The sequence below is a fragment of the Arthrobacter sp. UC242_113 genome, from assembly GCF_044054585.1.
Lineage (GTDB): Bacteria > Actinomycetota > Actinomycetes > Actinomycetales > Micrococcaceae > Arthrobacter.
Genome location: NZ_CP171968.1, coordinates 3,670,608 through 3,692,010, shown reverse-complemented (window position 1 = coordinate 3,692,010; position 21,403 = coordinate 3,670,608). Strand labels below are relative to the sequence as shown.

Sequence of the window (21,403 nt, the reverse complement as noted above, 5' to 3'; positions counted from 1 at the left end):
AACCATGTCACGTAAGTTCACACCCGCGCGCCACCGCGCCACCCCGACCACGTCCATCGCTTTGCAGGGCCTGCAGTATTCCCTCAAGTCCAACGCCGCCTCGGTTGCCAAGCCGGCGGCTGCCGCCGCCGTCGCTTCCGGACTCCTCTTCGGCGCCGGAGCACCCGCACACGCAGGTGCCTACGCGCCGGAGACGCCTGACGCTGCTGCTGCAGTCCAGTCCGCCGCTGGCCAGGCGCTGGCAGCACCCGCCCAGGCAGTCCCCGCTCCGGTGCAGGCCGCCCCGGCAGTTCCCGCGCCGGCAAGCGGTGGATCTGCTGTTGCCGGCGCGTCGCACACTGTTGTGTCCGGCGACACCCTTGGTGCCATTGCAGCACGCCATGGTGTCGGCCTCGATGCACTCCTCGCAGAGAACGGCCTGTCCCTGGCGTCTGTCATTTACCCCGGCGACCAGATCCTCATCCCGGGACCTGGTGCAGTTGCAGCTCCCGCAGTGCCTGCGGCTCCGGCCGTGCCTGCGGTTCCTGCCGTGCCTGCGGTTCCTGCCGTGCCTGCGGTTCCTGCCGCTCCGGCAGTTCCCGCGGCTCCGGCCCCGGCAGCCCCGGCGTCCTCCGGCATGGGAATCTACAACGCCTCCGCCTCGATTACACCGGCGGCCGCAACCCCGTCAGCCAGTGGGGTGGGTGGAGCCATTGTGGCCTCTGCCCGGGCACAGCTCGGCGCCACCCAGGACTGCACCATCCTGGTGGAACAGGCACTGCGCTCCGTCGGCAAGTCCGTCGGAGACCTCGCGCCCACGCAGTTCTACCAGTACGGCACTCCGGTTTCCGCCCCGCAGCCCGGCGACCTGATGATCAGCGCCGGACACGTCGGCGTCTACATCGGCGGCGGCCAGGCCATCAGCAGCGGCATGAATGGCGTCAACGAAACCATCGTGCACCCGGCCTCCTGGCTCACCGGCTCCACCTACGTGCGGGTGAATGTCTAACAGCGGGACCGCCACACGGGCGATACGGAACACACAGCAGCGGCGGGTGCATCAGCACCCGCCGCTGCGGTGTTTGGTGGCCTCAGAAGGTCTCGATGTGGGACCGCACGTGGGAGCCGTCCGTGCTCAGCCACCCTTTGCCCGCCGCATAGACCAGCATGTTGGCGAAACGATAGTTCCAGCCCATGCCGATCCGTCCGGCGCATTCGCCCCGTATCCAGTCCACGGAAACCAGGACGTCCCCCTCGTCCATCCTGCCCGCAGAGGCAGACTCCAGGAGAGCGGGAAGGCTGTGCTTCGCCTCTTCGGAGAGCAGGACCTTGAAACTGGTGCAATCATCAGGTTCGTCAAGGGCAACCGACCCCGGGCTGACTCGTACGTGCACTGCGTCTCCTTCCGGATTTGTGGAACCGTTCCTGGGTCCACTATGTCCAGAGCCGGCAGGGTCCCGGAAGACGAGCTTTTTGATAGCCGGTATTGGCAAAATGAATGCCCGCGCCGCTGGCCCCAGAGCGTTACGTCCCGCCCCGCCAGCCGCCCAAGCCCCTACATTCCTAGCCTGGGTTCTTGTGCGCGCCAGCCCGCAGGTAGGACGCCACCATGTCCGTGAGCTTGTCCGCGATCTCCGACCACTCCAGGCTGCCGCTGCCCTCCATGGTGCTGCCGAGGCCGAGTCGCCTTGCCACCACGCTGTAGACGACGTTGAAGCACCAGTCGACGTCGGAGGCGTCGACGTCGTTGTCCGGCCACCGGGAAAGATGCTCGGCGAAGTGGCCCGCCAGGGCGGCGTGGGACGCGGCCCCGCGCGTGGAAATGGCCGGGTCATGGGTGGCCCGCAACATGAAGGGCCGCAGAATGTCGGCGTACCGGCGCAGCACGTCTATGGTCCGGTCGACGGCTTGCCGCACGTGGAGCTCAAGACCCGGTTCACGTGCCGACGACGCCGGCTCCGCGGGTGCTTCAGCCGGCTGGAAGAGGTGCGCCGACACGGCGTCGATGTCGTCCATTTTGCGGGCATGCGCCACCCGGAGCAGCTCGTCCTTACCCTCAAACCGGGCATAAATCGAGCCAATCGACACCCCGGAGCGTGTGCTGACGTCCGCCAGGGTGAATTCGTCGCTGCCGCGTTCCCGGAGCAGGGCCAGGGCCGCCTCGATCGTGTTCTCGAACGATTGGCGGCTCCTGGCCTGCTTCGGTTCGCGGGACTTGGTCTCCGGAGGCGTCACAAAGTGATCCTACAGAGGATGCCGGGATCCGCGGCGTTCCGTGCGGCGCGCAGTTCCCAGTCGCCGGATGGCACAGTCCAAGCAGAGGCTGCGGCATCCCAGCGCCGGAATCCGAGCGGGTCCGCTGACAAACTGGCCGCCGCCACGGCTCCCGCGGCCAGCCGGACCTGCGTGAAGCCGAGCAGCCGGAAGTCCGCTTCCCCCGCCGCCCGGCCGTACAGCTGCACGACGTCCCGTCCATCGGAGCTGCCGGTGTTGCGGACCGTCACCTTCACGGACACGCCGCCGACGCCGTCCTCCGCGGAGCACGCCGGACGGCCAGGGACGTCGAGGGCAGGGACTTCGGGCACAGCAGGGCCGTCAAGCGCGAACCCCGTGTAGCCGAGGCCGTAGCCGAACGCGTAGCGGGGCTCCCGCCCGGCCGCCTGGAAGTGGCGGTAGCCCATGGGTTCGCTGGCCGCATAGTCCAGGGTCAGGTCCGCGTCCAGGCCCTGGCCGTAGCCGGGGATGTCCTCGTCGCGTGCGGGGAAGGACACCGGAAGGCGTCCGGAGGGCGCGCTCTGCCCGGTCAGCACGGCCGCGAGGGCGGTGCCGAATTCCTGCCCCGGGAACCAGGCCATGAGCACCGCCTGGACGTCCTCGGCCCACGGCAACAGCACAGCCCGCGAGGCGTTCACCACGACGGCGGTCCGCGGGTTCACGGCTGCCACGGCGCTGACAAGCCGATCGACGGCCGGATCCAGTGCGGCCGTCGTCCGGTCCGCGCTCTCACGGGACGAACCCTGCTCGTCACCGACCACCACGACGACGGCGTCCGCGCGGGCGGCGGCAGCAACGGCGTCGGCCAGGGGGTCGGCGGCCTGCTCCGGTGCGGCCACAGCCGTGATGGCCTGCACCCGGCCCGGCTCGAACGCCATCTCGATCACCAGATCAACGTCGCCTGCCGCCAGGTCGGCCGCAATCTGTTGGGTGTCCGCCCGCGCCACCACGCCCATAACGTCGTCCGGCGCCGGAGGCGAAACCTCCAGCAGCCGCACGCCGTCGACGGTCAGTGAGGTGGTTCCGGTCCCGCCGGCACCCAGCGTCCAGCGGCCCGGGGCCTGCGGGCTGAGGCGGGCGGTGATGCGCGCACGCCCCGGCACCCCGGCGCCGAGCCCGGGCACAGGGCCGAACCACACAAACGAGGAAGCCTCGCGGACCTCGCTGTAAAGAATCTCGTCGCCGGCGCCGGCTGGCGGAAGGATTTCCAGGAGGACGCCGGGGGTGCCGTCCGGGGCGGTGCTGCCCAGGTCGGTCAACGGAAGGGCCGACGACGGCGCCGCTCCCGGTTCGTACAGCACCTCCACCCCGGCGCCGAAGGCCGCCCGGATCGCCTCCAGCGGTGTGGTCACCTCGCCCTCCGGCCGGACCGTGGCAAAGGTGCCGCCCTGGAAGCAGGGCTTCGAAGCGTTCGGTCCGACGACGGCGAGCGTCTTGATGCCCGCCGGGTCCAGAGGCAGCAGCGAGTTCCGGTTCTCAAGGAGGACGAAGGAGGCTGCCGCGGCCTGGCGCAGCAGTTCACGCTGCTGCTGCGGGGTACGGAGCCTGGCTGCTCCGGAACCAGCCACATCAATGCCGGCGGCAGTCCGGCGTCCGGTCCGGTCCGCCAGCCGGGTGATCCGCTCCACCGCGTCACCGAGGCGCTCCGCGGGGACCTTGCCGTCCTGCACGGCCTCGGCAAATTGTTGCCCGAGGAACCTGGCGGGACCCGGCATTTCGAGGTCGAGCCCGGCGTTGGCTGCGTCGAGGGTGCTGTCCACGCCGTACCAGTCGGACACCACCACGCCGTCGTACTGCCATTCGTCCTTCAGGACGCCGATGAGTTCGCTGTGCTGGGAGCAGTGCGTGCCGTTGACCCGGTTGTAGGCCATCATCAGCATCCAGGGGTTGGCCGAGCGGACCGCGTCCTCGAAGGGCCGCAGGTACGTCTCGCGCAGCGTGGCCTGGTCCACGCGGGAGTTCATCCGGCGCCGTTCGGTCTCGGTGTCGTTGGCCACTACGTGCTTGGTGCAGGACCCAACGCCCTGGGACTGCACGCCGTCGATCCAGGCCGCGCCGAGGACGCCCGTGAGGAAGGGGTCCTCGGAGAACATTTCGAAGCCCCGGCCGGTCAGCGGTGAGCGTGGGAGGTTGAGGTTCGGGCCGAGGATGGCGGAGACTCCGCGCTCGCTGGCCTGCTGGCCGATGAGCTCGCCCACCTGCCCTACCAGTTCTGGGTCCCAGGTGGCGCCGAGGGCCGTGCCCGAGGGCATCACCAGGGACTTGTCGCGCTCGTCCATCGCCGGGCTGACAATCCCCAGCGGTCCGTCGAGCAGGACCATCTCGCCGACGCCGAGCTCGGGGCTGGCAGCGGTGCTCCAGCCGTTGAGGCCGCCGGTCAGTTCGGCGCCAGCGAGCGTGGCAACAGCGTTTGCGGTCACAGCGTTTGCAGTCACAGCGCAGCGACCTTTTCGCCTGCGGTTTCAAGGCCTTCGAGGTCGACTGCGGTGTCCCCGGCTTCGCGCAGCAGCGGCAGGACCCGCTCGGAGAAGAGGCGCATGGACTGCTCTGTGAAGCGGCGGCGTTCCTCGGTGAGCGGGCCGCCCATGAGGGCAAGGAGGACGTTTCCGATGCCGAGTTCCTGGTATTTCTTCAGTTCGGCAGCCACGGTTTCCGGGCTGCCGTACAGGCACCAGGTTCCCTTGTACCCCTCGGTCCGGGCGTCGGGGGTGGGTCGCAGGTCAACGCCGCTGATGGCCTCGGCGGCCTTGTTCGCCGCATGCTCGCGTTCCACGGTTTCCTGGTACTGCTCGAGGATGATCTCCATCTCGGCTGCGGCCTGCTCGTCCGTCTCAGCGATGTGCACGTGCTGGTAGGAGTGAGTGGTCCACTCCAGGGCGGCCTTGACGACATCCTCGGAATGGCCGGCCGCCTCGAGGGCGGTGCGGTAGGTGGTGAAGTTCTTCTTCACTTCCTCAAACGCGTTTCCGCTGTCGATCACCGGCGGGGTGAACGCGAGAATGAACGCCGGCTGCGCGTTCTTTGCGGCCCGCTCCACGCTCGAGGGGCGCGCGGCGACGGACATGACGCGCGGTTCAGGCTTGGAGTAGGGGGCCGGAACAATCCGGGAGACGACGGCGCCGCGGTAGTGCCCGTTGTCGAAGACGACGGGTTCGTCGCCGGGCTTCTTGGCCCACAGCTTCTGGGCGATCTCCAGGTTTTCGTTGGCGAGGCGGGAGCTGTCCTGGTAGTTGACGCCGAACCCGATCATCTCTTCCGGGGTGGTGCCGCTGCCCACGCCGACGAGGAGTTTGCCGTCGGTCAGCTGGTCAAGCAGGGCCAGGCGCTCGGCGAAGCGGACCGGGTGGTGCAGCGCGAGGGTTTGCACCGAGAAGCCGAAGTGCATCCGGTCCAGCTTGCCGGCGAGGTAGGCGGCGAACACGAAGGGATCGCTTGCGGGCGGGGCGTAGCCGGTGAAGTGGTGGTCCGGCAGGAAGACGGCGTCAAAGCCCTTCTGCTCGGCGTCGGCGGCGTGCTCCACCATGGCCTGCATGACCGGGCGGTCCTCTTCGGGGCCGCGGGAACGGGAGGTGAGGAACAGGGAAAAGTGCATGGTTTACTCCTGGAAGTCTGGATGGGATTGCGGAGCGGACTGCCTAGGCGATCTTGGCCTCGGGCAGTGCGCCTTCGCTTGGTTCGATAGGGGAAATGTCTTGGGTGATGGCCTCTTCTGTGACGGGGCCGTGGGTGACGGGCTCGAGACTGGCCGCGGCCTTGGACACCAGGCGGCGGAACCACTGGTGTCCCGGATCTGCGGACTTGGACGGATGCCACCAGGCGCATTCCACCAGGGTGGGAAGGCTGATGGGCAGCTGCATGATCCGCACGCCCGCCACGGAGGCGAGCATGCGGGCCAGGCGCTCCTGCACCAACGCCAGCCGGTCAGTTCCGGCAACGGCGAAGGGCAGCATCAGGAAGCTGTCCACTATGACGTCGGTACGTTCGCCCAGCTGGAGGTCGTAGACTCTGCGGTCAGCCAGCGTGGAGTCCACTTCGGTTCCGAAGAGACGTGCCCAGCGTGCGTCCCGCATTTCCTCGACGGTCAAGGTCCGTTCCGGCGAGCTTGCCCCGGTGACGCACACCCAGTTGTCCGTGAACAGCTCGTTGTGCGGGAAACCGGAAAAGTGGCCCTTGGGAATGAGCATCAAGTCGGCGTTCTGGAGTGTCTCCTTGATGCGTTCAACCGCCTGCGGCGTGACGACGTCGAAATGGACCTGTACCCCCGGGGCTTCCGCCTGCAGCATTGCCATCAGGGTGCCGGAGAGCGCAGTCATGCAGTAATCCGAGGTGACGATCCGGAAGCTTCTGGTTGACGTCGACGCATCGAAGACGGCCTGGGCGTCGAACGTCCGTTCCACCATCCGCAGAATCTCCGCGACGTCGTCCTTGAGGACCTGCGCCAGCGGGGTCAGCTCGTACGCCGATCCCACCCGCGTCAGGAGCTGGTCCTCGAACTGCCGCCGCAGTCTCTGCAGGGACGAACTCATGGCCGGCTGGCTGATGCCGATTCTGGCGCCGGCGCGCGTGACGTTCCGCTCGATGAGCAGGGCGTCCAGGGCCACCAGCAGGTTGAGGTCGGCGGTGAGCAGGTTGACCATGGGAAATCTCCAGTCAGGGACAGCGGGCTTCACCGAGGGGACGGCACTGACCCGAAAACACGAATTAGAATACTGATACTAATTATTCGACGTGGTGGAGGTCACAGTCAACTGCACGAAGGTGTGGTCACTCCGGCCGCCGCTATTCGGGGCGGGTACCCCCTATCGCTTCGGTGATGCTCGCGGCTGCGGCCATGAGGCGGTCCAAACATGCCCGCAGGCGCTCCCCGGGCTCGTTGCCGGTGAAACCGTTGAGGGTCAGTGTCACTGCAACCTGCCCTGCACCGTCGAAAACCGGGGCGTGCAGGGAGGTGACGCCGGCCGGATCATCGATCGACACCGGGCCCGTCGCCGCCGCCCGCTCGATCAGCCGGGGCAGCACCCCGCTCAGGTCCGGAGCCGCGGTGTCGCTCGGCACGTGGACTATCCGCTCAAATTCGGCGGCAGCACCGACGTCGACAGAGACGGCGTAACCGGCGTTGCGGACGTGCTGCAGTTCGGCGTGGGCAAGCTGATCGTCGACTTCGCCCAGCACCTCCCGGGCGTTCGCGATCCAGCGCGCTTCGGCAGGTTTCCCGGCCCACGCCACGTGCAGGGGCGCCAGCGGGGCTGCGAGACCGAAGGAGACGCCCACCCGGGACGGGGAGCCGGCAGGTGAGCGGCCCATGCCGGCGGCGGTAAGGACCACCACTGAGTCGTCCACCACGCCGCTGACCAGGACCTCGAGCTGGAGCTCATCCGCGAGGGCTTCGATCTCCGGCCGCGCGGCATCGGCCGCTTTGACGTGCCTGGTCAGGGCGGTGGCGGGCGAGATGATCGACGGGATGCTGAAGGATCCGTAGCCGCCCCGCAGGAACAGCAGCGGAAGGTCCTTGGAGGAGCCGACGCCGAGGGCCTTGACGCGGCCGATTACGATGTCGTGGTCACCGGCGCGGATGACGTCCTCGATGTCGCAGTCGATCCAGGCTGCGGTGCCCTCCAGTCGCGGACTGCCGGACGGGCTTTCGGCCCACTCGTAGGCGCTGAACTTGTCCTCGGACTTGCGGGAGAAGGAGCGGCAGACGTCCTGCTGGGCAGCGGTGAGGACGTTCGCGCAGAAAGAGCCGGCCTCGCGGATCTTGGGCCAGCTGGTGGAGCGGCGGTCTGGCATAAAGGCCACCAGGGGCGGGTCGAGGGACACCGAGCTGAAGGTGCCCACCACCATCCCTGCGGGGTCGGCCGCCGGGTCCGGCGAGGCGGCGGTGATCAGGGTGACCCCGGTGGGGTATTGGCCGAGCACGTAGCGGAACCAGGCGGCGTCCTCGGGGCTGGTTTCCTGGGTATCTGTTGCGGAAGCGCGGATGCTCTGGGTCATCGTGGGCTCTCCTCTTCGTTGAGTTTCCATCCAGTAAAAGCGGGGGAGATGCTTTCGCGGAAATAGTTCCGGGGTATGCGGTCTATCGAAAATCCTGATGCCCGCTGCCTTGCTCCCGGGGTGTCCGCCGGTGGTACGTTCGAGGGGACGCTGGGGTCCCGAAGGGCCCGTCGGACGGGCTGGACGTTCCCCCGGACGCGCACCTGGCCGGTGTCGAGCCAATGGTCTGGCTCTGCCCAAAGCGAGGTTGCGGTGCGCCGTTCAAATCTGCCCCAAACCACGGATCCCGAAGTTTCAGACGGTGTTGATCCGAGGGCTGCCCTAATGAGCCTTGAACCGTCCCCGGACGCTGACGAAAAGCCCGCGCCGGGAGTCCGGATCGGGCGGGTATACGCGGCCCTGCTGATGATCGTGCTGCTGGCCGCCCTGGACCACACGATTGTCGCCACGGCCTTGCCCACGGTGGTGGGAGAGCTCGACGGCGCGCGCCACATGGCGTGGGTGATCACCGCCTACACCCTGGCGATGACCATAGGCATGCCTGTATACGGCCGGCTCGGTGACAGGTTCGGGCGGCCTGCAATGCTGACAACGGCCTTGGGGATCTTCCTTGGCGCATCAGTGCTCTGTGGCTTCGCGCAGGACATGCTCCAACTCTCGCTCTTCCGCGCAATCCAGGGGCTGGGCGGAGCCGGCCTCTCGGTGCTGCCCGGTGCAATCATTGCTGATCTTGTTCCGCCGCGGCAGCGCGCGAAATACCTTGGGCCGCTCGGCTCCGTATTCGGAATCGCCACGATCATCAGCCCCTTGGTGGGCGGTGCGATCACAGATACGGTGGGCTGGCGCTGGGTCTTCTGGATCAATCTCCCGGTGGGCCTCGTGGCGCTGGGCATGGCATTCTCGCTGTATCGTGTCCGAGCAGTCCGCGGCTCGGGCGGTGTGGACTGGCCCGGCATTCTGCTGATGTCCATTTTCACGTGTGCATTGGTGGGCGCGGTATCCCTGTCGACGGAGCCCGGCATTCCCGCTGGCCTGCTGCTGGGGCTCTGTGGTGCTGCGCTCGTGTTTGGCGTCCTCTTCGTGGTGGTGGAGATACGGTCCGCCCATGCCCTGATCCCGATGGCAATGTTCAGGAGCTGGCCGGTGGTCAATGCCGCGGGGCTGGGCGTTGTCATCGGCGCCGGCCTGTTCAGCGTGGTGGCCTTCCTGCCGAGCTATGTCCAAATGGTCTACTCGACGTCGGCCTCCGTTGCCGGCATGATCCTGCTTCCCCTGGTCCTCGGAATGATGGCTTCGAGCAATCTCAGCGGCTGGCTGGTCAGCCGCACGGGCCGCTACAAGATCTTTCCACTCGCAGGTTCGGCTGTCGCCGCCGCAGCGGCGATCGCCCTGCGGATGCTGCAGCCCGGGACGCCATTGCCCGTCGTCGGCATTCTGTTGGCCCTGCTGGGGCTGGCGGTCGGCAGCTTTATGCAGATCACTATCGTCGCAGCCCAAAATGCCATGCCGCACTCGGTGGTCGGCGGTGTGACTGCATCGCTCGGATACCTGCGCGAACTGGGCGTCACGGTGGGAACCGCGGTGTTTGGCGGCCTCTTTGCGGCTATGCTCGCCCAGGCGTCGGCGGGCAACCGGCTGGGCCTTCCGGCATCGACTATTACGGACCCCCAGGCTGTCCGGCAGCTTCCCGCGGCGGTGCAGGCCGGCGTTGCGGAGATCTACTCCGGCGCGTTCCTGCCCATTTTCGCAGTCCTGGCCTGCATCTTCGGCGTCGGGGTGCTCCTGTCAGTCTTCATGCCGGAACAGCGGCTGGCGGAGGGGGAGACGCGGGACGGGTAACACCGGTGTGCGGCCGCCTGGCCGCGGAGCCTTATACCGCCGAGCCGCGGTGCGGCGGCAGGGTTTGGGCGGCGCGGACGACGGCGTCTGTCACCTCCGTGAGGCCCGGTGATTCCAGCGTCCACACCTGCCAGTAGAGCCGCAGGTCCTCGCTCCAGGCGGGGTCAAGCTCAACGAGCGAGTGCTCGCGATCCTGCTGGTCCGGCACCATGCCCCAGCCGAGGCCGGCGTGAATCGATTCGACGAACTGGACTGAATCGGGAATGAAGTGCTGTGGGGGAGTGGCTTCCGGGGCCACGCGCGCTAGGACCTCCAGCTGGTGCGTGTCCTTCCGGTCGTACTGCATGACGGGGGCCGCGGCGAGGGCTTCCGGGGTGGGGCCGCCGGGGAACCAGCGGGCCGCGAACTCGCGCGACGCCTTGGCCCGGGTAGACCATGGTGCCGAGCGGGCGGATCGTGCATCCCTGCACCGGCCGGGGATCCGCGGTGATCGCACCTACGGCGTCGCCGGACCGCAGGAGGTCGGCGGTGGCGTGCTCGTCGTCGCGCAGCAACTCGAGGGCCACCCGGCCGCCAAGCGCGATTGCCCGGTAAGCCGCGGGGAGCCACGTTGCGATCGAGTCCGCGTTGGCCACGATGGGTACCCGCAGCCGCTCGGCACTCGGCCGCCCGCCGTCGGCACTTTCCGTAGGTTCGCGCCCGCGCAGCGCAAGGACCGCCTCGTCTGCGAGGAGCAGCAGCTGGCGCGCGGAACGGAGGAGCTGTTCGCCCGCCGGCGTTGGCCGAACCGGCTTGAGCCGACGCACCAGCACGCTGCCCACGGAGCGTTCCAGCGCTTTGATGCGCTGGCTCACGGCTGAGGGCGTGAGCCGCAGTTCGCTCGCTGCGGCGTCGAAGGTCTCGTGGTCGACGACGGCGGCAAGCGCGCGGAGCTGGTCTAGTTCCATGAAGATATTCTAATGAATCTACAGAAAAAGTGAATTGCTTTTCAGATTTTCCGATCGTACCTTCGGAGAATGCTTTCCTTCCTGACAGGGCTCGGCGCCGGGCTCGGCCTCATCGTCGCCATCGGCGCCCAGAACGCGTTCGTCCTGCGGCAGGGCCTCAAGCGGGAGGCCGTCCTGCCGGTTGTCCTGGTGTGCCTCGCCAGCGACGCGGTACTGATCCTGGCCGGAGTCGCCGGAATCGGGGCGCTCATCCAGAACGCTCCCGCCCTGCTCGCCGCGGTGCGGTGGGTCGGGGCCGCGTTCCTTCTCGCCTATGCGGTTTTCGCCGCCCGGCGCGCCCTGCGGCCCGGGATCCTCAAGGCCGCGGATTCCCCGGGCAGGGGGACGGCCTGGTCGGCAGTGCTCACCGCCGCCGCCCTCACCTGGCTCAACCCGCACGTGTACCTCGACACGCTGGTGCTGCTGGGCTCGCTGGCCAACACCCACGGCGATTCCGGCAAGTGGTTCTTCGGGGCAGGCGCTGCCGCCGGCAGTGCACTCTGGTTTCCCCTGATCGGCTATGGCGCTCGCGGCCTCAGCGGCTTCTTCGCGCGGCCGGCGTCGTGGCGCTTCCTCGACGGCGGCGTCGCCGTGCTCATGCTCACCCTGGCCATCGTCCTCGCGTCCGGCCAGTGAACAGCCCCGTTACGCGGGGCCGCCGGACAGGCGGTCGAGTATCCCCGCGATGATGTCCAGCGCACGGGCCAGCTGAAGATCGGTCTGGGCGCCATACCCAATGACCAGGCCGTTGTCCGGCGTCCGCTCCGCAAAGTAGCTTGCCAGCGTCACGACCCGAACCCCCAGTGCCAGTGCTTCCTCGGCCAGGCGCTGGGCAGGAACGCTCGGCTCAAGCCGGATGACGGCGTGCAGGCCGCCATCGAGGCCTGCCAACTGGAGATCCCTCCGTCCTCCAAGGCGGTCGAGAAGCAGTTCGCGGCGGTGGGCGTACTGCCGCCGGGCCCGGGCGATGTGCCGTGCAAGGCCGCCGCCGGCGATGTAGTTGGCCAAGGCGGACTGCATCACTCCAGGGACGGGTGTGCCCAGGTCAAGCCGCGCGTCCTTGAGGCCCTGCCCGGAGGCGCCACGAACCACGAGATAGCCGCACCGAAGCCACGGGCTCAGGGACTTTGAGAAGGTGCCCACCAAAACGACTTCGGCCGCGGAGGGCAGTGAGGCAAGGGCGGGCAGGGGCATCCTGCGGTGCCGGAACTCGCTGTCATAGTCGTCTTCCAGGATGATCACGCGGTTGGCCTCAGCCCAGGCCAGCAGGGCAAGCCGTTCCTTGACCGGCATCCGGCCGCCCAGGGGGTACTGGTGGCTGGGCGTCACCAGGACGGCGTCCGGACGGGGACCAAGGGCCGCAAGCTGTGCCGCCTCCAGCCCGTCGTCGGCAACCGGCAGGGTTTCCACCGCAGCTCCGGCCGCGGAAAGCACCCGCCTGGCCGTGGGATAGCCGGGGTCCTCCATCAGCACGCGGGGCGCACCCGCCTGGCCGCGGAGCGCTGCGACGATCAGCTGCAGGGCGTCACTGGTGCCCGCTGTGATGATGACGTCCTCAGCACTCACCGTAAGTCCGCGGGACGCGGCGAGGTGATCGGCCACGGCGGCGCGAAGGGCCGGAGTGCCCAAGGCGTCCGGAAGCTCAACCTCCACGGGCTCGGCAACAGCCCTCCGCCACGCGGACCGCCAGTCCCGGTCTCGGAACGGGGCGCCGGAGGGCCGTCCGGGCGTGAGGTCGATCGTTACGGTTTGCTCGGCGGCGGATGCGCCCTGGGTGCTTTTCGATGCCATGCCCCGGCCGTCGGCGCGTACTGCCACCCGGGTACCGCCCGAGCCCCGGCTTTCCAGGTAGCCCTCGCCGGCAAGCTGTTCGTAGGCGCGGACCACAACACCGCGGGAGACGCACAGTCCGGCGGCAAGACGTCGCGATGCGGGCAGGCTGTGTTCAGGCCTGAGGGTTCCGTCCAGGATTGCTTCCCGCAGCCGGCTGACCAGCTGGGTGGAGAGCGGAACTCGGCTCTGGTGGTCCAGCACCAGCGGCAGTTCGGCTTCGATTTTGGTCCTCCTGAATCGCAGATTCTTGGATCTATGCTAGGACCAATCCGGCTGCGAGCATGAAGGGAACAATCAAACTGAACTGAAGAGAGGACACGCCCCGATGTTTTACGGCCTGTGTGCATTTCCCCTGACGCCGCTCGCCGGGGACAACGTCGACGAAGCCGCACTGGCGCGGCTGGTCACGCGGTGCGTCGACGCCGGAGTCGACTCCATCGGTGTGCTTGGCTCGACGGGTATTTACACCTACCTGCTGCGCGAGGAACGCCGCAGGGTGGTGAGAGCGGCCGTCGAAGCTGCCGAGGGGACACCCGTGGTAGCAGGTGTCGGTGCCATGCGCACCCGTGACGTTCTGCACTGCGTCGAAGATGCCCAGAGTGCGGGCGCCTCGGGTCTGCTGCTGGCGCCGGTGTCGTATCAGCGGCTGACCGACGAAGAGGTCTACGGCCTCTACCAAGAGGCCTCGGCCGCCTCTAATCTGCCGATCGCTGTCTACGACAACCCGGCCACCACAGGCTTCACCTTCTCCGATGAACTTCACGGCCGCATCGCCGAACTTCCGGGCATCGCATCGATCAAGTTCCCGCCCCCGGCGCCGGGCCAGGCCGCCGACCGTATCGCCCGGCTCCGGGCAGCCGTTCCCGGGGGTGTTTCCCTGGGCATCAGCGGCGACTGGGCCGCGGCAGAAGCCTTGGGCGCCGGGTGCGACGCGTGGTATTCAGTCATCGCGGGTCTGTTTCCCAAAGCCGCGAAGGTGATGGTTGACCTTTCCCGCGCCCGCGAGACTGGCGAGTCGGGCGAGGGCGACCTGGCGCGGGAGGCATCTGCCGCGCTGGAGCCCGTGTGGGCGCTCTTCCGCACGTACGGGAGCCTGCGGGTTGCTGCCACCATGGCCGAAGTGCTTGGCTTCGTGGAGGCGCCGTGCCTGCCACGCCCCTTGCAAAGCCTGGCCGCCGAGGGCCGCACCAAGGTCGTGGAAGCCCTGCGCCTCAGCGGACTGGGTGCCTGAGCAGGTGCGGCATGCGTAGCCTGAACCGCGGTACGGCGGAGCAAAAAGCACCGGCGGAGCAAGAAGCGCCGCGGTGGAGGACAGTCCAGCGCGGTCAGCCGGCACCGGACCTGGCCCGGAAAAGCAGCGGATTGGCGCGCTACGTGGCGGCCGCGACACTGGCGCGCACCGCGGACGGCGGAGCCGTAGTCGCGATCGTGCTCATGGTCACCACCAGCGGGGCGCCGGGCTGGCTTGCCGGCCTGCTCGCCGCCTGCATCACCGCCCCGCACCTGCTGGGGCCCATGGTGGCGCGGAGCCTGGACTCCTGCCGCGACGGACGCGTCCTGATTGCGTGGGCGTGCGTCCTCCACGGCGCCACCCTGGCGGCTGCCGTGCTGCTATACCCGGTGATGTGGCCGGCGGTGACGGGCCTTCTGCTCGTGGCTTCGGGGCTGGTTGGTCCGTTGCTGACCGGCGGCATCAGCAGCCGCCTTCCGGCGATCGCCGGCCCGGACCGTGTCAGCCAGCGCCGGGCCCAGGGCTGGGATGTTGCCACCTATGGAATCGGCGGGACCATCGGCCCGAGCGTCGTGGCCGCCATCTCAGCCTGGGCCGGACCCACAGCAGCCGCGCTCATCCTGGCGGGGGCCACATTCGTTGCCGCCGCCCTCGTGCGGTTGCTGCCTCACGCGCCTCCCGCAGCGCCGGCAACCGACGTTCCGAAGCCGGTTCAGACCCTTCGGCTAATGGCTGTTACCGGCCGCCTTAGGAGGATGCTCTACCTGACCATCACCGTGGCGTTCTCAGTTGCCGCGCTTCCCATCGCCGCCGTCGCCTCCACCGCCACATTCCAGGTCCAACCGGCGGCCGCCGGCATCCTGACGGCCGCCTACGGGTTGGGCGGCCTGGCCGGTTCTGCGGGAGTCTTGTGCCGCCCGCTGCGGGGCGACGCGGACCGACTGGTGACGCGGCTGGCCGGCTTGGTGGCCGCGGCGCTCGCCGTAGCCGCGGTGTCGGTGTCCTTTGCGCCTGCCGTCGCCGCATACGCCGTTGCGGGGGTCATGAACTCGTACTTTTTCGCCGCAACGCTTGCCGCCCGCAGCGAGTTTGCTCCGCCGCAGGTCCGGGGGCAGGTATTTGTTTGGGTCGGTGCCCTCAAGATCGCTGCCGGGTCCGCCGGAACAGCCGCGGCCGGCGTCGTCATCACCGGGGAGCCGCGGTTTCCCTTATTCCTTGCCGCCGCACTCATCCTGGCCGCTGCCGGGGCATCAGCCCTGGACCGCCACAGCTCCGGCCGCTGGGCGGACTAGAGCCGCAGGGGCCCCGTGAGTCTGACCGGCCCTGCCAGCCCGGCCGGCAGGAGCGGGCCACCGGGTTCGAAGATCTGGGCGCCGGGCCTCCCGGTCCGGTCCTCCGCGGCGTCCCCGGCGAGGCGGTTGGCCCAGGCGTTGGTCACGGCAATCTCAAGCCTGTTGACGCCGGCACGGACAGCTCCGGTTACCTCCACACGGAACGGGGCGGTCCACACGACGCCCATCTGCTGCCCATTGAGGGTGACCTCGGCGAGGTCCCGGACGTCGCCGAGGTCAAGGAACAGCCGTTCACCAGGGGCGAGCACGGACCCGTCGACGTCGAACTCGGTGCTGTAAGTGCCAGTGCCGGAGAAGTACTTCACGTCTGTGGGAGCATCATGTGCGTCTGGGCCACTCCAGTGCGTGGGCCGGTCCATGGTGAGCGGTGCCGGGGACTGTCCGTCGCCTGCGAAGGTGACGGTCCAAGGGCCGCCCAGCTCCCGGGCTGCCGTAGTAAGAGGAGGGGCTGTGGCGGAAGCGGCACCTTCGGCGGCGTCGCGCCTCAGCAGCACAAATGCCGAGGCAAAGGGCGGCAACTCAAGCTCGACAACAGTTCCGCTCGGCACAAGCCGTGAATACAGCGCGCTCCGTGTACCCCGGACGGCGTCCCACAGTTCTGCCGAAGCGCAGCCTGCCCGGAACGTGGCAGTCACGGACTCGGTGCGGTCCCGCTGGTTGCTGATGAAGTACAGCTCCCCGGCGTCCAGCCGGCGGTGAATCACCGGCAGCACAGCCTGCTCCGCAACTTCAAGCATCCAGTCCGGCCCCACTCCAGCCCGCTCCAAGGCGGTGGCGAGACCTTCGGGAACCGGCACCCCGGCCAAATCAATTAGCCCGGCCGGCCTGGCTTCCACAGCGCGTCGACAGATTCCGCCCAGAGACGGGCCTCGTCCCCGGCACTGGGCGAGCCCTCCGGACGCCAGCCCGCCACGGTGGCACCGGCGTCGAGCAGTTCAGTGACCCGCCGGACGGCAGCGAGGGTCATCCGGTGGCTGGTCCCGCCCAGGTACAGCAGCCGGTAGCGCACACCACCGGTGGTGAGCAGACCGCCGTCGTCCGTCACGGTGACATGGTTGAGCAGGCCGTCCAGGTTGATGAAGTCAAAGCCGTAGCCGGCGGGAACCTCCGGCGAGGCATCCCCGAAAACTCCGGTTACTGGTGCCTCCTCGCCGTAGAAGTAGGCGACGTCGGCAGCGTAAGTCCCCTGCTGGAGCAGGTGGCTGCACCGGGCCAGGTAACTGATCCAGGGACCGGCGGCGTGCGCCCAGGTGTCATTCCGAGTGAAGGACTGGCCAAGGTACGGCGACAGGGTGATGCCCGGCTTCGGCACACCGTCGGGCTGGTGCGGCGAGGTGTGGATGTTCAGCAGATTCACCCCGAGCGCGAACTCCATGTCCACGATCGGCTTCAGAACCTGCGGCGTGAACTGGAAGGGCCGGCCGAACGCGCTCATTGACTCGGCGCCGGTGGCGGCTTTTCCATACACATGCGACACGGACGCGGCACCCTGTACGTCGGCGACGTAGGTCTGCCGCGGGCCTTCCTCCGGTGTGTAGCACCACATGGCTCCCATCGGCACGTCCGCGTGTGAACGCATCTCGAGGTCATCCCCCAGCTGCGGCCGGTGATCCTCCAGCGCCTCGGCGTAGTAGCCCAGCCCGCGCTCGCGGGCCAGCCGGGCCAGCGTGCCGTAGTGGTTGTCAGCGAGGAGCTCGGCTATGGTCCGCCGGTAGTCCCAGAGGAAGGCGTCGCTGCGTTCCGCGGATTCCACGATGATCCCGGTCAGCGCAGGCAACCATGGAATCAGGTCATAACCCCGACGGTGCTGGAACTCCTCGCGCATACGGGGTGTCCAGTTCTGCGGCCCGGACTCGATGCTGTCGCTGAGCAGCGATGTGATGCCCGGCAGTCCGCTTCCCACCGCATCCTCGAAGAACCCCAGATAGGTTTCCAGGTACTCCTGCACCAGGCTGGCATCCAGTTTGTCCACTTCCAGCCCGGTGGCGTCGGCGGGTGCAGGAGCGTTGACGTGGCCGGTGAGGGAGTAGCCCAGGCGCAGAACGGTCCATTCGCCCGCTTTCGGCGCCCAGTCGAGCGAGCCGTCCGGGCCCATGCGGCCTGTCAGGTCCAGTACGTCCTGGAGTCCGACGGCGGCACCCGGCTTGCCGGCGTCGGTTTCCTGAGCTGGGGTGTCCGGTGTCTGGGTCTCCAAGGCGTAGAAATCGGGGACCGGAGCGTATCCAGCCTTCTCCTCGGCCCGGTTGACCCGCGGTCCGGCGAAAAGCTGGAGGGCGGAGACGGCAACCGTCGGGTTGCCGTCAACCGGACTGGTGAGGACGAGCGGTTTGATACCGGCTGCCACCGGGACGCCGCCGGCTGCGGGCTGCTCAAGAACCAGACGGAAGTACCGGGCAGTCACCGGCGGGAAGGTTGCAGAGCGCACCGGGGATCCGGACACCGGGAGGTCGGCGACGGGAGTGTAGCTCCCGCCGTCGGTACTTGACTCGAGACGGGCCAGGGGAGCGGGGGCCGTTCCGAAAACCACGGCGGGACGGAAGCCCCACGCGGACGGACCCCACCGCCGTCGGCTCCGGGAACTCGGCAAGGATCCAGGCTTGTGGATTGACCGCGCCGCCCGCTCCCGCCGAACCCGGCTCCATTGGCAGCTCCATTGCCGGCCAGAAGGAACCGTCGCTCAGTGATGCCAGGGGCCTCTGCCCGTCCCCCGCAGCGGCACCGGCCGCCGTCGTGCCGCTGCTTACGGCCGATGGCTCGAGCGGGAGGTGGCCCGGCCGGGCGGGGAACGCCAGTACGGCCACATCCTCAAAGTGGTCCGGCACCTGGATGTTGGCTTGGCGCACAGCCGCGAACGGGACGTCCTGGTACGGCCCCGAGTTCGACGGCGGGACGGCCAGTCGGGCGGCCCGGGCCGGGACCCTCGCGGCGGAAACCCGCGTAGTGGTCCACACCAGCTTCTTCATACCCGCCGCCGGCCTTACCCACGGGCCTCCGGTGGCGCTCCAGCCGGCGGACGTGGCGATGGACAGCTCCAGCCCCAGCCGGTCCGCGGTTGCCGCGGCGCAGGACATGGCGGACCGCCAGGCGGGGGAGCGGAAGGCCACAGGCTCGGGCGTGTAGGCGGGTGTGCCCATCGCGCCGTTGAATGCCTGCACTCCGCCGACGCCGACGGACTTCAGCCATTCCAGGTCCTTGACGATGCCGGCCTCGTTGACGTTGCCGTCCATCCAGTGCCACCACACGCGGGGCCTGGCGGGGGCGGGCGGGGTCACGAATTCACTGAACAGGGCGGCTGCGGCGTCGTCACGGGAGGGCACGTCTGCGGGCATGGCGGGGTTATCCTTCAAGCGTCGGGATATGGCGGCGGCTGCCGCGGGACCTGAAATCACCTTAGGACCTGGCATCCGCGCATAGGGGAAAACGGCTATGCGGGAAGAAGATGGTGAGCATAGACGATAACTATTTCCATGCCCCATGTGACCTGGCCTACCTTGATTGACAGGAGCCAGCCCAACAAACCCAGGGGATTTGCCCTTGGGTCAGGCTCAAATCCGCTGATCGCCCCGAGCGACAGGACAAAGACGTCATGAAAGGCCACACCATGAAGCACACTTCACGTACAGGCATCCGGAGGTTCCTCAGTGCCGCCGCGCTTACGTCGGTTGCCGCGCTGGCACTCAGTGCCTGCGGCGGGAGCGGGGCGGGCAGCGAGCCCGTCGCCGAGGAAACCGGCCCCGTGGAAATCACGCTGGCTACCCCCGCCTTCACCGGCGGCGGCACGGCCAACCCCTACCAGGCACTGATCGATTCCTTCCACCAGAAGAACCCGAACATCACCATCAAGCTGGTGGAATCCCCCAATGACCAGCATGGCCAGACCATGCGCACGCAGCTGCAGGCGGGCAACGCGCCGGACATCTTCTATGTTGCGGCGGGTCACGGCAACAACCAGTCGTTCGCCGCGCTGGCCGAGGCGGGCTACCTGCAGGACCTCACCAGTGAGAAGTGGGCCGCAGACGCCATTCCCGCGTCGGCCAAGAACCTCTATTACGACGCCGACAAGCTCTACGCGGTTCCTGCTGACCTGGCGCCGATCACCGAGCTCCAGAACGTCGGTGCCCTGAAGGCGCTGGGGCTCAAGCCCGCGACAACGACGGCCGAAGTGCTCGACCAGTGCAAGAAGGTGCGGGCCGCCGGCAAGTCCCTGTTTGCCGTCGCCGGCACGTCCGGCGCCAACACCGGACTGCACGCCATGCAGATCGCCGCATCGCTCGTCTACGCCAAGGACCCGCAGTGGGACGAGAAGCGCGCCAAGAAGGAAACCACCTTCGCCGACTCGGACTGGAAGAAGGTCCTTGAGCGCATCGTCGAGTTCAAGGACGCAGGCTGCTACCAGGACGGTGCCGCAGGCGCCGGCTTCGACCAGCTCTTCCCGGCGGTGGCACAGGGCAAGGTGACGGCCGTCTTCGCCCCGGCCGGTGCTGTCGCTGCACTGCGCGCGCAGGTCAAGGACGGATCCTTCGACGTCGGCGTCATCCCCGGCGACACTGCCGAGGACACCCGGCTGATCGCCAGCCCGGGGAACGCACTGGCAGTGAACGCCGCGGGCAAGCACGTCGGGTCCACCCTGAAGTTCCTCGAATACCTGGCCCAGCCGGCGAACCAGGACGCCCTTGCCAAGGGCAACGGCAATGTTTCTGTCACGGCCGCCATCTCGGGCAAGGTGCCATCCCAGTTCCCGAGCCTCGAGCCGTACTTTGCTGAGGCGGACAAGAAAATCGTCACCCAGCCGAACTACCTGTGGCCCAACAGCGGCGTCTACGACTCCCTCGGCACCGGTATCCAGGGCCTCCTGACCGGGCAGGCAACGCCGGACCAGGTCCTGAAGACCATGGACGCGGAATACGACCGCGGCGCCTAAGCGGACCCGACACCGCAACTGATTGGAACTGATTCCCATGACCGCACAACTTGAGGAGAAGAGGCAAGGCGCCCGGGCAACCGGGCGCCCCGTCCCCTCCGCCGATCCGAAAAAGGCCGCTCGGAGTGTCGAACGCCGTTTTGCCAGCTGGTGGTGGTTCACGCCCGCACTAATCGCGCTGGTCCTGATTCACTATGCACCCAGCGCGATCGGCGCTTTCTTCGCCTTCACCAACTGGAAAGGCCTCGGAAAGTGGCAGTTTGTCGGCTGGGATAACTTTGCAGCGATAGCCAAGGGCGGCCCCACCACCACCGCGCTCATCAACACGTTCATCATCGGTATTTCGTTCGTGGTGCTGACCAACGTGATCGGCCTGCTCCTGGCCCTGGGCCTCAATCGGACCGTGAAGTCCCGGAACATCGTCCGGACCCTGATTTTCGCGCCGGTGGTCCTCAGCTCGCTGGCGACCTCCTACATCTGGAAATTCATCTTCGAGCAGGACGGACCGCTCAACGAGTTGCTGGGCGCAGTCGGCCTCGATTCGCTGCAGAAAACGTGGCTCGGGGACCCGTCCACCGTGCTGCCGGCCATCATCACGGTGATGGTCTGGCAGAACGTGGGCCTGGTGATGGTGATGTACCTGGCCGGGCTGGCCACCGTATCCCCAGAACTGGAAGAGGCTGCCGCCTTGGACGGCGCCGGGCTCTGGAAGCGGTTCAACTACGTGGTCCTGCCTGCCATCATGCCTTCAGTGGTCATAGCGATGACGCTGATGCTGATCAACGGACTGCGGGTCTTCGACCAGATCCAGGCGTTGACCGGCGGCGGTCCCTACGGTGCCTCCGAAACGCTCGCCGTCACCATCTACAAGGAAACGTTCGTGATGGGCCGCTTCGGCTTCGGCGCCGCCCTGGCCCTGGTCATGTCCCTGATCATCATCGTCCTGACCGTGGCCCAGCGCCTCCTCCTCCGTCCGAGCAAGTAAGAAGGCCAGACG

The 21,403-nt window shown here is 68.0% G+C and carries 19 protein-coding genes; 7 read left to right on the top strand and 12 right to left on the bottom strand.

Translation table 11 applies throughout. The annotated features are described in order from the left end of the window. Nucleotides 1-4: 4 nt before the first annotated feature. Nucleotides 5-988: a LysM peptidoglycan-binding domain-containing protein gene (locus tag ACHMXB_RS16810; RefSeq protein WP_395400165.1), complete on the top strand. Its 984-nt coding sequence runs from the start codon at nt 5-7 to the stop codon at nt 986-988. An 82-nt stretch (nt 989-1,070) separates the two neighbouring features. Here ACHMXB_RS16810 and ACHMXB_RS16805 read toward each other — a convergent pair whose 3' ends face one another. The 6 genes from ACHMXB_RS16805 to ACHMXB_RS16780 all read right to left on the bottom strand — a co-directional run bounded on the left by ACHMXB_RS16805 (nt 1,071) and on the right by ACHMXB_RS16780 (nt 8,244). Beyond that, nucleotides 1,071-1,373 carry a hypothetical protein gene (locus ACHMXB_RS16805; RefSeq protein WP_395400163.1) on the bottom strand — a complete coding sequence of 101 codons (303 nt, stop codon included), beginning with the start codon at nt 1,371-1,373 and terminating at the stop codon, nt 1,071-1,073. A gap of 169 nt (nt 1,374-1,542) precedes the next feature. Further along, nucleotides 1,543-2,214, bottom strand: a complete 672-nt coding sequence (locus ACHMXB_RS16800; RefSeq protein WP_395400161.1) for a TetR/AcrR family transcriptional regulator — start codon at nt 2,212-2,214, stop codon at nt 1,543-1,545. Next, on the bottom strand, nt 2,211-4,688 hold the full coding sequence (locus ACHMXB_RS16795; protein ID WP_395400159.1) for a glycoside hydrolase family 3 protein: 2,478 nt from the start codon (nt 4,686-4,688) through the stop codon (nt 2,211-2,213). The genes ACHMXB_RS16800 and ACHMXB_RS16795 overlap by 4 nt, the downstream gene beginning before the upstream one ends. Beyond that, nucleotides 4,685-5,845, bottom strand: coding sequence for an LLM class flavin-dependent oxidoreductase (locus ACHMXB_RS16790; protein ID WP_395400157.1), 1,161 nt, complete (start codon nt 5,843-5,845; stop codon nt 4,685-4,687). Before ACHMXB_RS16790 ends, ACHMXB_RS16795 begins: the two co-directional genes overlap by 4 nt. A 43-nt stretch (nt 5,846-5,888) precedes the next feature. Next, nucleotides 5,889-6,890: a LysR family transcriptional regulator gene (locus ACHMXB_RS16785; protein WP_395400155.1), complete on the bottom strand. Its 1,002-nt coding sequence runs from the start codon at nt 6,888-6,890 to the stop codon at nt 5,889-5,891. 142 nt (nt 6,891-7,032) lie between these two features. Beyond that, nucleotides 7,033-8,244 carry a flavin reductase gene (locus ACHMXB_RS16780; RefSeq protein ID WP_395400153.1) on the bottom strand — a complete coding sequence of 404 codons (1,212 nt, stop codon included), beginning with the start codon at nt 8,242-8,244 and terminating at the stop codon, nt 7,033-7,035. Between the two features lie 324 nt (nt 8,245-8,568). Here ACHMXB_RS16780 and ACHMXB_RS16775 point away from each other — a divergent pair, with 324 nt between their 5' ends. Further along, the gene (locus tag ACHMXB_RS16775) at nt 8,569-10,083 is read left to right on the top strand and encodes an MDR family MFS transporter (protein WP_395400151.1); all 1,515 of its coding nucleotides are present in this window, start codon (nt 8,569-8,571) and stop codon (nt 10,081-10,083) included. Between the two features lie 31 nt (nt 10,084-10,114). Here the strand turns inward: ACHMXB_RS16775 and ACHMXB_RS16770 are convergent, their stop codons facing one another. Both ACHMXB_RS16770 and ACHMXB_RS16765 read right to left on the bottom strand, forming a co-directional pair. Beyond that, a complete protein-coding gene (locus ACHMXB_RS16770) occupies nt 10,115-10,294 on the bottom strand; it encodes a hypothetical protein (protein WP_395400149.1) in 180 nt (59 codons plus the stop codon). Continuing rightward, nucleotides 10,254-11,030, bottom strand: coding sequence for a LysR family transcriptional regulator (locus ACHMXB_RS16765; protein WP_395400147.1), 777 nt, complete (start codon nt 11,028-11,030; stop codon nt 10,254-10,256). The genes ACHMXB_RS16770 and ACHMXB_RS16765 overlap by 41 nt, the downstream gene beginning before the upstream one ends. Nucleotides 11,031-11,099: 69 nt before the next feature. Between ACHMXB_RS16765 and ACHMXB_RS16760 the strand changes: the two genes are divergently transcribed. Beyond that, a complete protein-coding gene (locus ACHMXB_RS16760; protein ID WP_395400145.1) occupies nt 11,100-11,705 on the top strand; it encodes a LysE/ArgO family amino acid transporter in 606 nt (201 codons plus the stop codon). Between the two features lie 9 nt (nt 11,706-11,714). Here the strand turns inward: ACHMXB_RS16760 and ACHMXB_RS16755 are convergent, their stop codons facing one another. Then, entirely contained in the window at nt 11,715-13,103 is a 1,389-nt protein-coding gene (locus ACHMXB_RS16755; RefSeq protein WP_395400143.1) for a PLP-dependent aminotransferase family protein, read from the bottom strand. Between the two features lie 124 nt (nt 13,104-13,227). Between ACHMXB_RS16755 and ACHMXB_RS16750 the strand changes: the two genes are divergently transcribed. Then, the gene (locus ACHMXB_RS16750) at nt 13,228-14,133 is read left to right on the top strand and encodes a dihydrodipicolinate synthase family protein (RefSeq protein ID WP_395400141.1); all 906 of its coding nucleotides are present in this window, start codon (nt 13,228-13,230) and stop codon (nt 14,131-14,133) included. Between the two features lie 11 nt (nt 14,134-14,144). Next, entirely contained in the window at nt 14,145-15,425 is a 1,281-nt protein-coding gene (locus ACHMXB_RS16745) for an MFS transporter (protein WP_395400139.1), read from the top strand. Here the strand turns inward: ACHMXB_RS16745 and ACHMXB_RS16740 are convergent. The 3 genes from ACHMXB_RS16740 to ACHMXB_RS16730 are packed head-to-tail and all read right to left on the bottom strand — an operon-like array spanning nt 15,422 to nt 18,814. Then, nucleotides 15,422-16,282, bottom strand: a complete 861-nt coding sequence (locus ACHMXB_RS16740; RefSeq protein WP_395400137.1) for a glycosylhydrolase-like jelly roll fold domain-containing protein — start codon at nt 16,280-16,282, stop codon at nt 15,422-15,424. The genes ACHMXB_RS16745 and ACHMXB_RS16740 overlap by 4 nt on opposite strands. 14 nt (nt 16,283-16,296) lie before the next feature. Beyond that, entirely contained in the window at nt 16,297-17,910 is a 1,614-nt protein-coding gene (locus ACHMXB_RS16735) for a glycosyl hydrolase (RefSeq protein ID WP_395400135.1), read from the bottom strand. Further along, a complete protein-coding gene (locus ACHMXB_RS16730; protein WP_395400133.1) occupies nt 17,855-18,814 on the bottom strand; it encodes a glycosyl hydrolase in 960 nt (319 codons plus the stop codon). Before ACHMXB_RS16730 ends, ACHMXB_RS16735 begins: the two co-directional genes overlap by 56 nt. 272 nt (nt 18,815-19,086) lie before the next feature. On the opposite strand from ACHMXB_RS16730, the gene ACHMXB_RS16725 reads away from it, so the two are divergent. Beyond that, entirely contained in the window at nt 19,087-20,406 is a 1,320-nt protein-coding gene (locus ACHMXB_RS16725; protein WP_395400131.1) for an ABC transporter substrate-binding protein, read from the top strand. Between the two features lie 37 nt (nt 20,407-20,443). Continuing rightward, nucleotides 20,444-21,391, top strand: a complete 948-nt coding sequence (locus ACHMXB_RS16720; RefSeq protein ID WP_395400129.1) for a carbohydrate ABC transporter permease — start codon at nt 20,444-20,446, stop codon at nt 21,389-21,391. The last annotated feature ends 12 nt before the right edge of the window (nt 21,392-21,403 follow it).

What these genes read in the sequence shown, in the direction of transcription:
- ACHMXB_RS16730 (WP_395400133.1), bottom strand. Translation starts at nt 18,814, where the DNA reads ATGCCCGCAGACGTGCCCTCCCGTGACGACGCCGCAGCCGCCCTGTTC.
- ACHMXB_RS16785 (WP_395400155.1), bottom strand. Translation starts at nt 6,890, where the DNA reads ATGGTCAACCTGCTCACCGCCGACCTCAACCTGCTGGTGGCCCTGGAC.
- ACHMXB_RS16745 (WP_395400139.1), top strand. Translation starts at nt 14,145, where the DNA reads ATGCGTAGCCTGAACCGCGGTACGGCGGAGCAAAAAGCACCGGCGGAG.
- ACHMXB_RS16790 (WP_395400157.1), bottom strand. Translation starts at nt 5,845, where the DNA reads ATGCACTTTTCCCTGTTCCTCACCTCCCGTTCCCGCGGCCCCGAAGAG.
- ACHMXB_RS16780 (WP_395400153.1), bottom strand. Translation starts at nt 8,244, where the DNA reads ATGACCCAGAGCATCCGCGCTTCCGCAACAGATACCCAGGAAACCAGC.
- ACHMXB_RS16720 (WP_395400129.1), top strand. Translation starts at nt 20,444, where the DNA reads ATGACCGCACAACTTGAGGAGAAGAGGCAAGGCGCCCGGGCAACCGGG.
- ACHMXB_RS16760 (WP_395400145.1), top strand. Translation starts at nt 11,100, where the DNA reads ATGCTTTCCTTCCTGACAGGGCTCGGCGCCGGGCTCGGCCTCATCGTC.
- ACHMXB_RS16775 (WP_395400151.1), top strand. Translation starts at nt 8,569, where the DNA reads ATGAGCCTTGAACCGTCCCCGGACGCTGACGAAAAGCCCGCGCCGGGA.
- ACHMXB_RS16725 (WP_395400131.1), top strand. Translation starts at nt 19,087, where the DNA reads ATGAAGCACACTTCACGTACAGGCATCCGGAGGTTCCTCAGTGCCGCC.
- ACHMXB_RS16810 (WP_395400165.1), top strand. Translation starts at nt 5, where the DNA reads ATGTCACGTAAGTTCACACCCGCGCGCCACCGCGCCACCCCGACCACG.
- ACHMXB_RS16750 (WP_395400141.1), top strand. Translation starts at nt 13,228, where the DNA reads ATGTTTTACGGCCTGTGTGCATTTCCCCTGACGCCGCTCGCCGGGGAC.
- ACHMXB_RS16770 (WP_395400149.1), bottom strand. Translation starts at nt 10,294, where the DNA reads ATGGTGCCGGACCAGCAGGATCGCGAGCACTCGCTCGTTGAGCTTGAC.
- ACHMXB_RS16765 (WP_395400147.1), bottom strand. Translation starts at nt 11,030, where the DNA reads ATGGAACTAGACCAGCTCCGCGCGCTTGCCGCCGTCGTCGACCACGAG.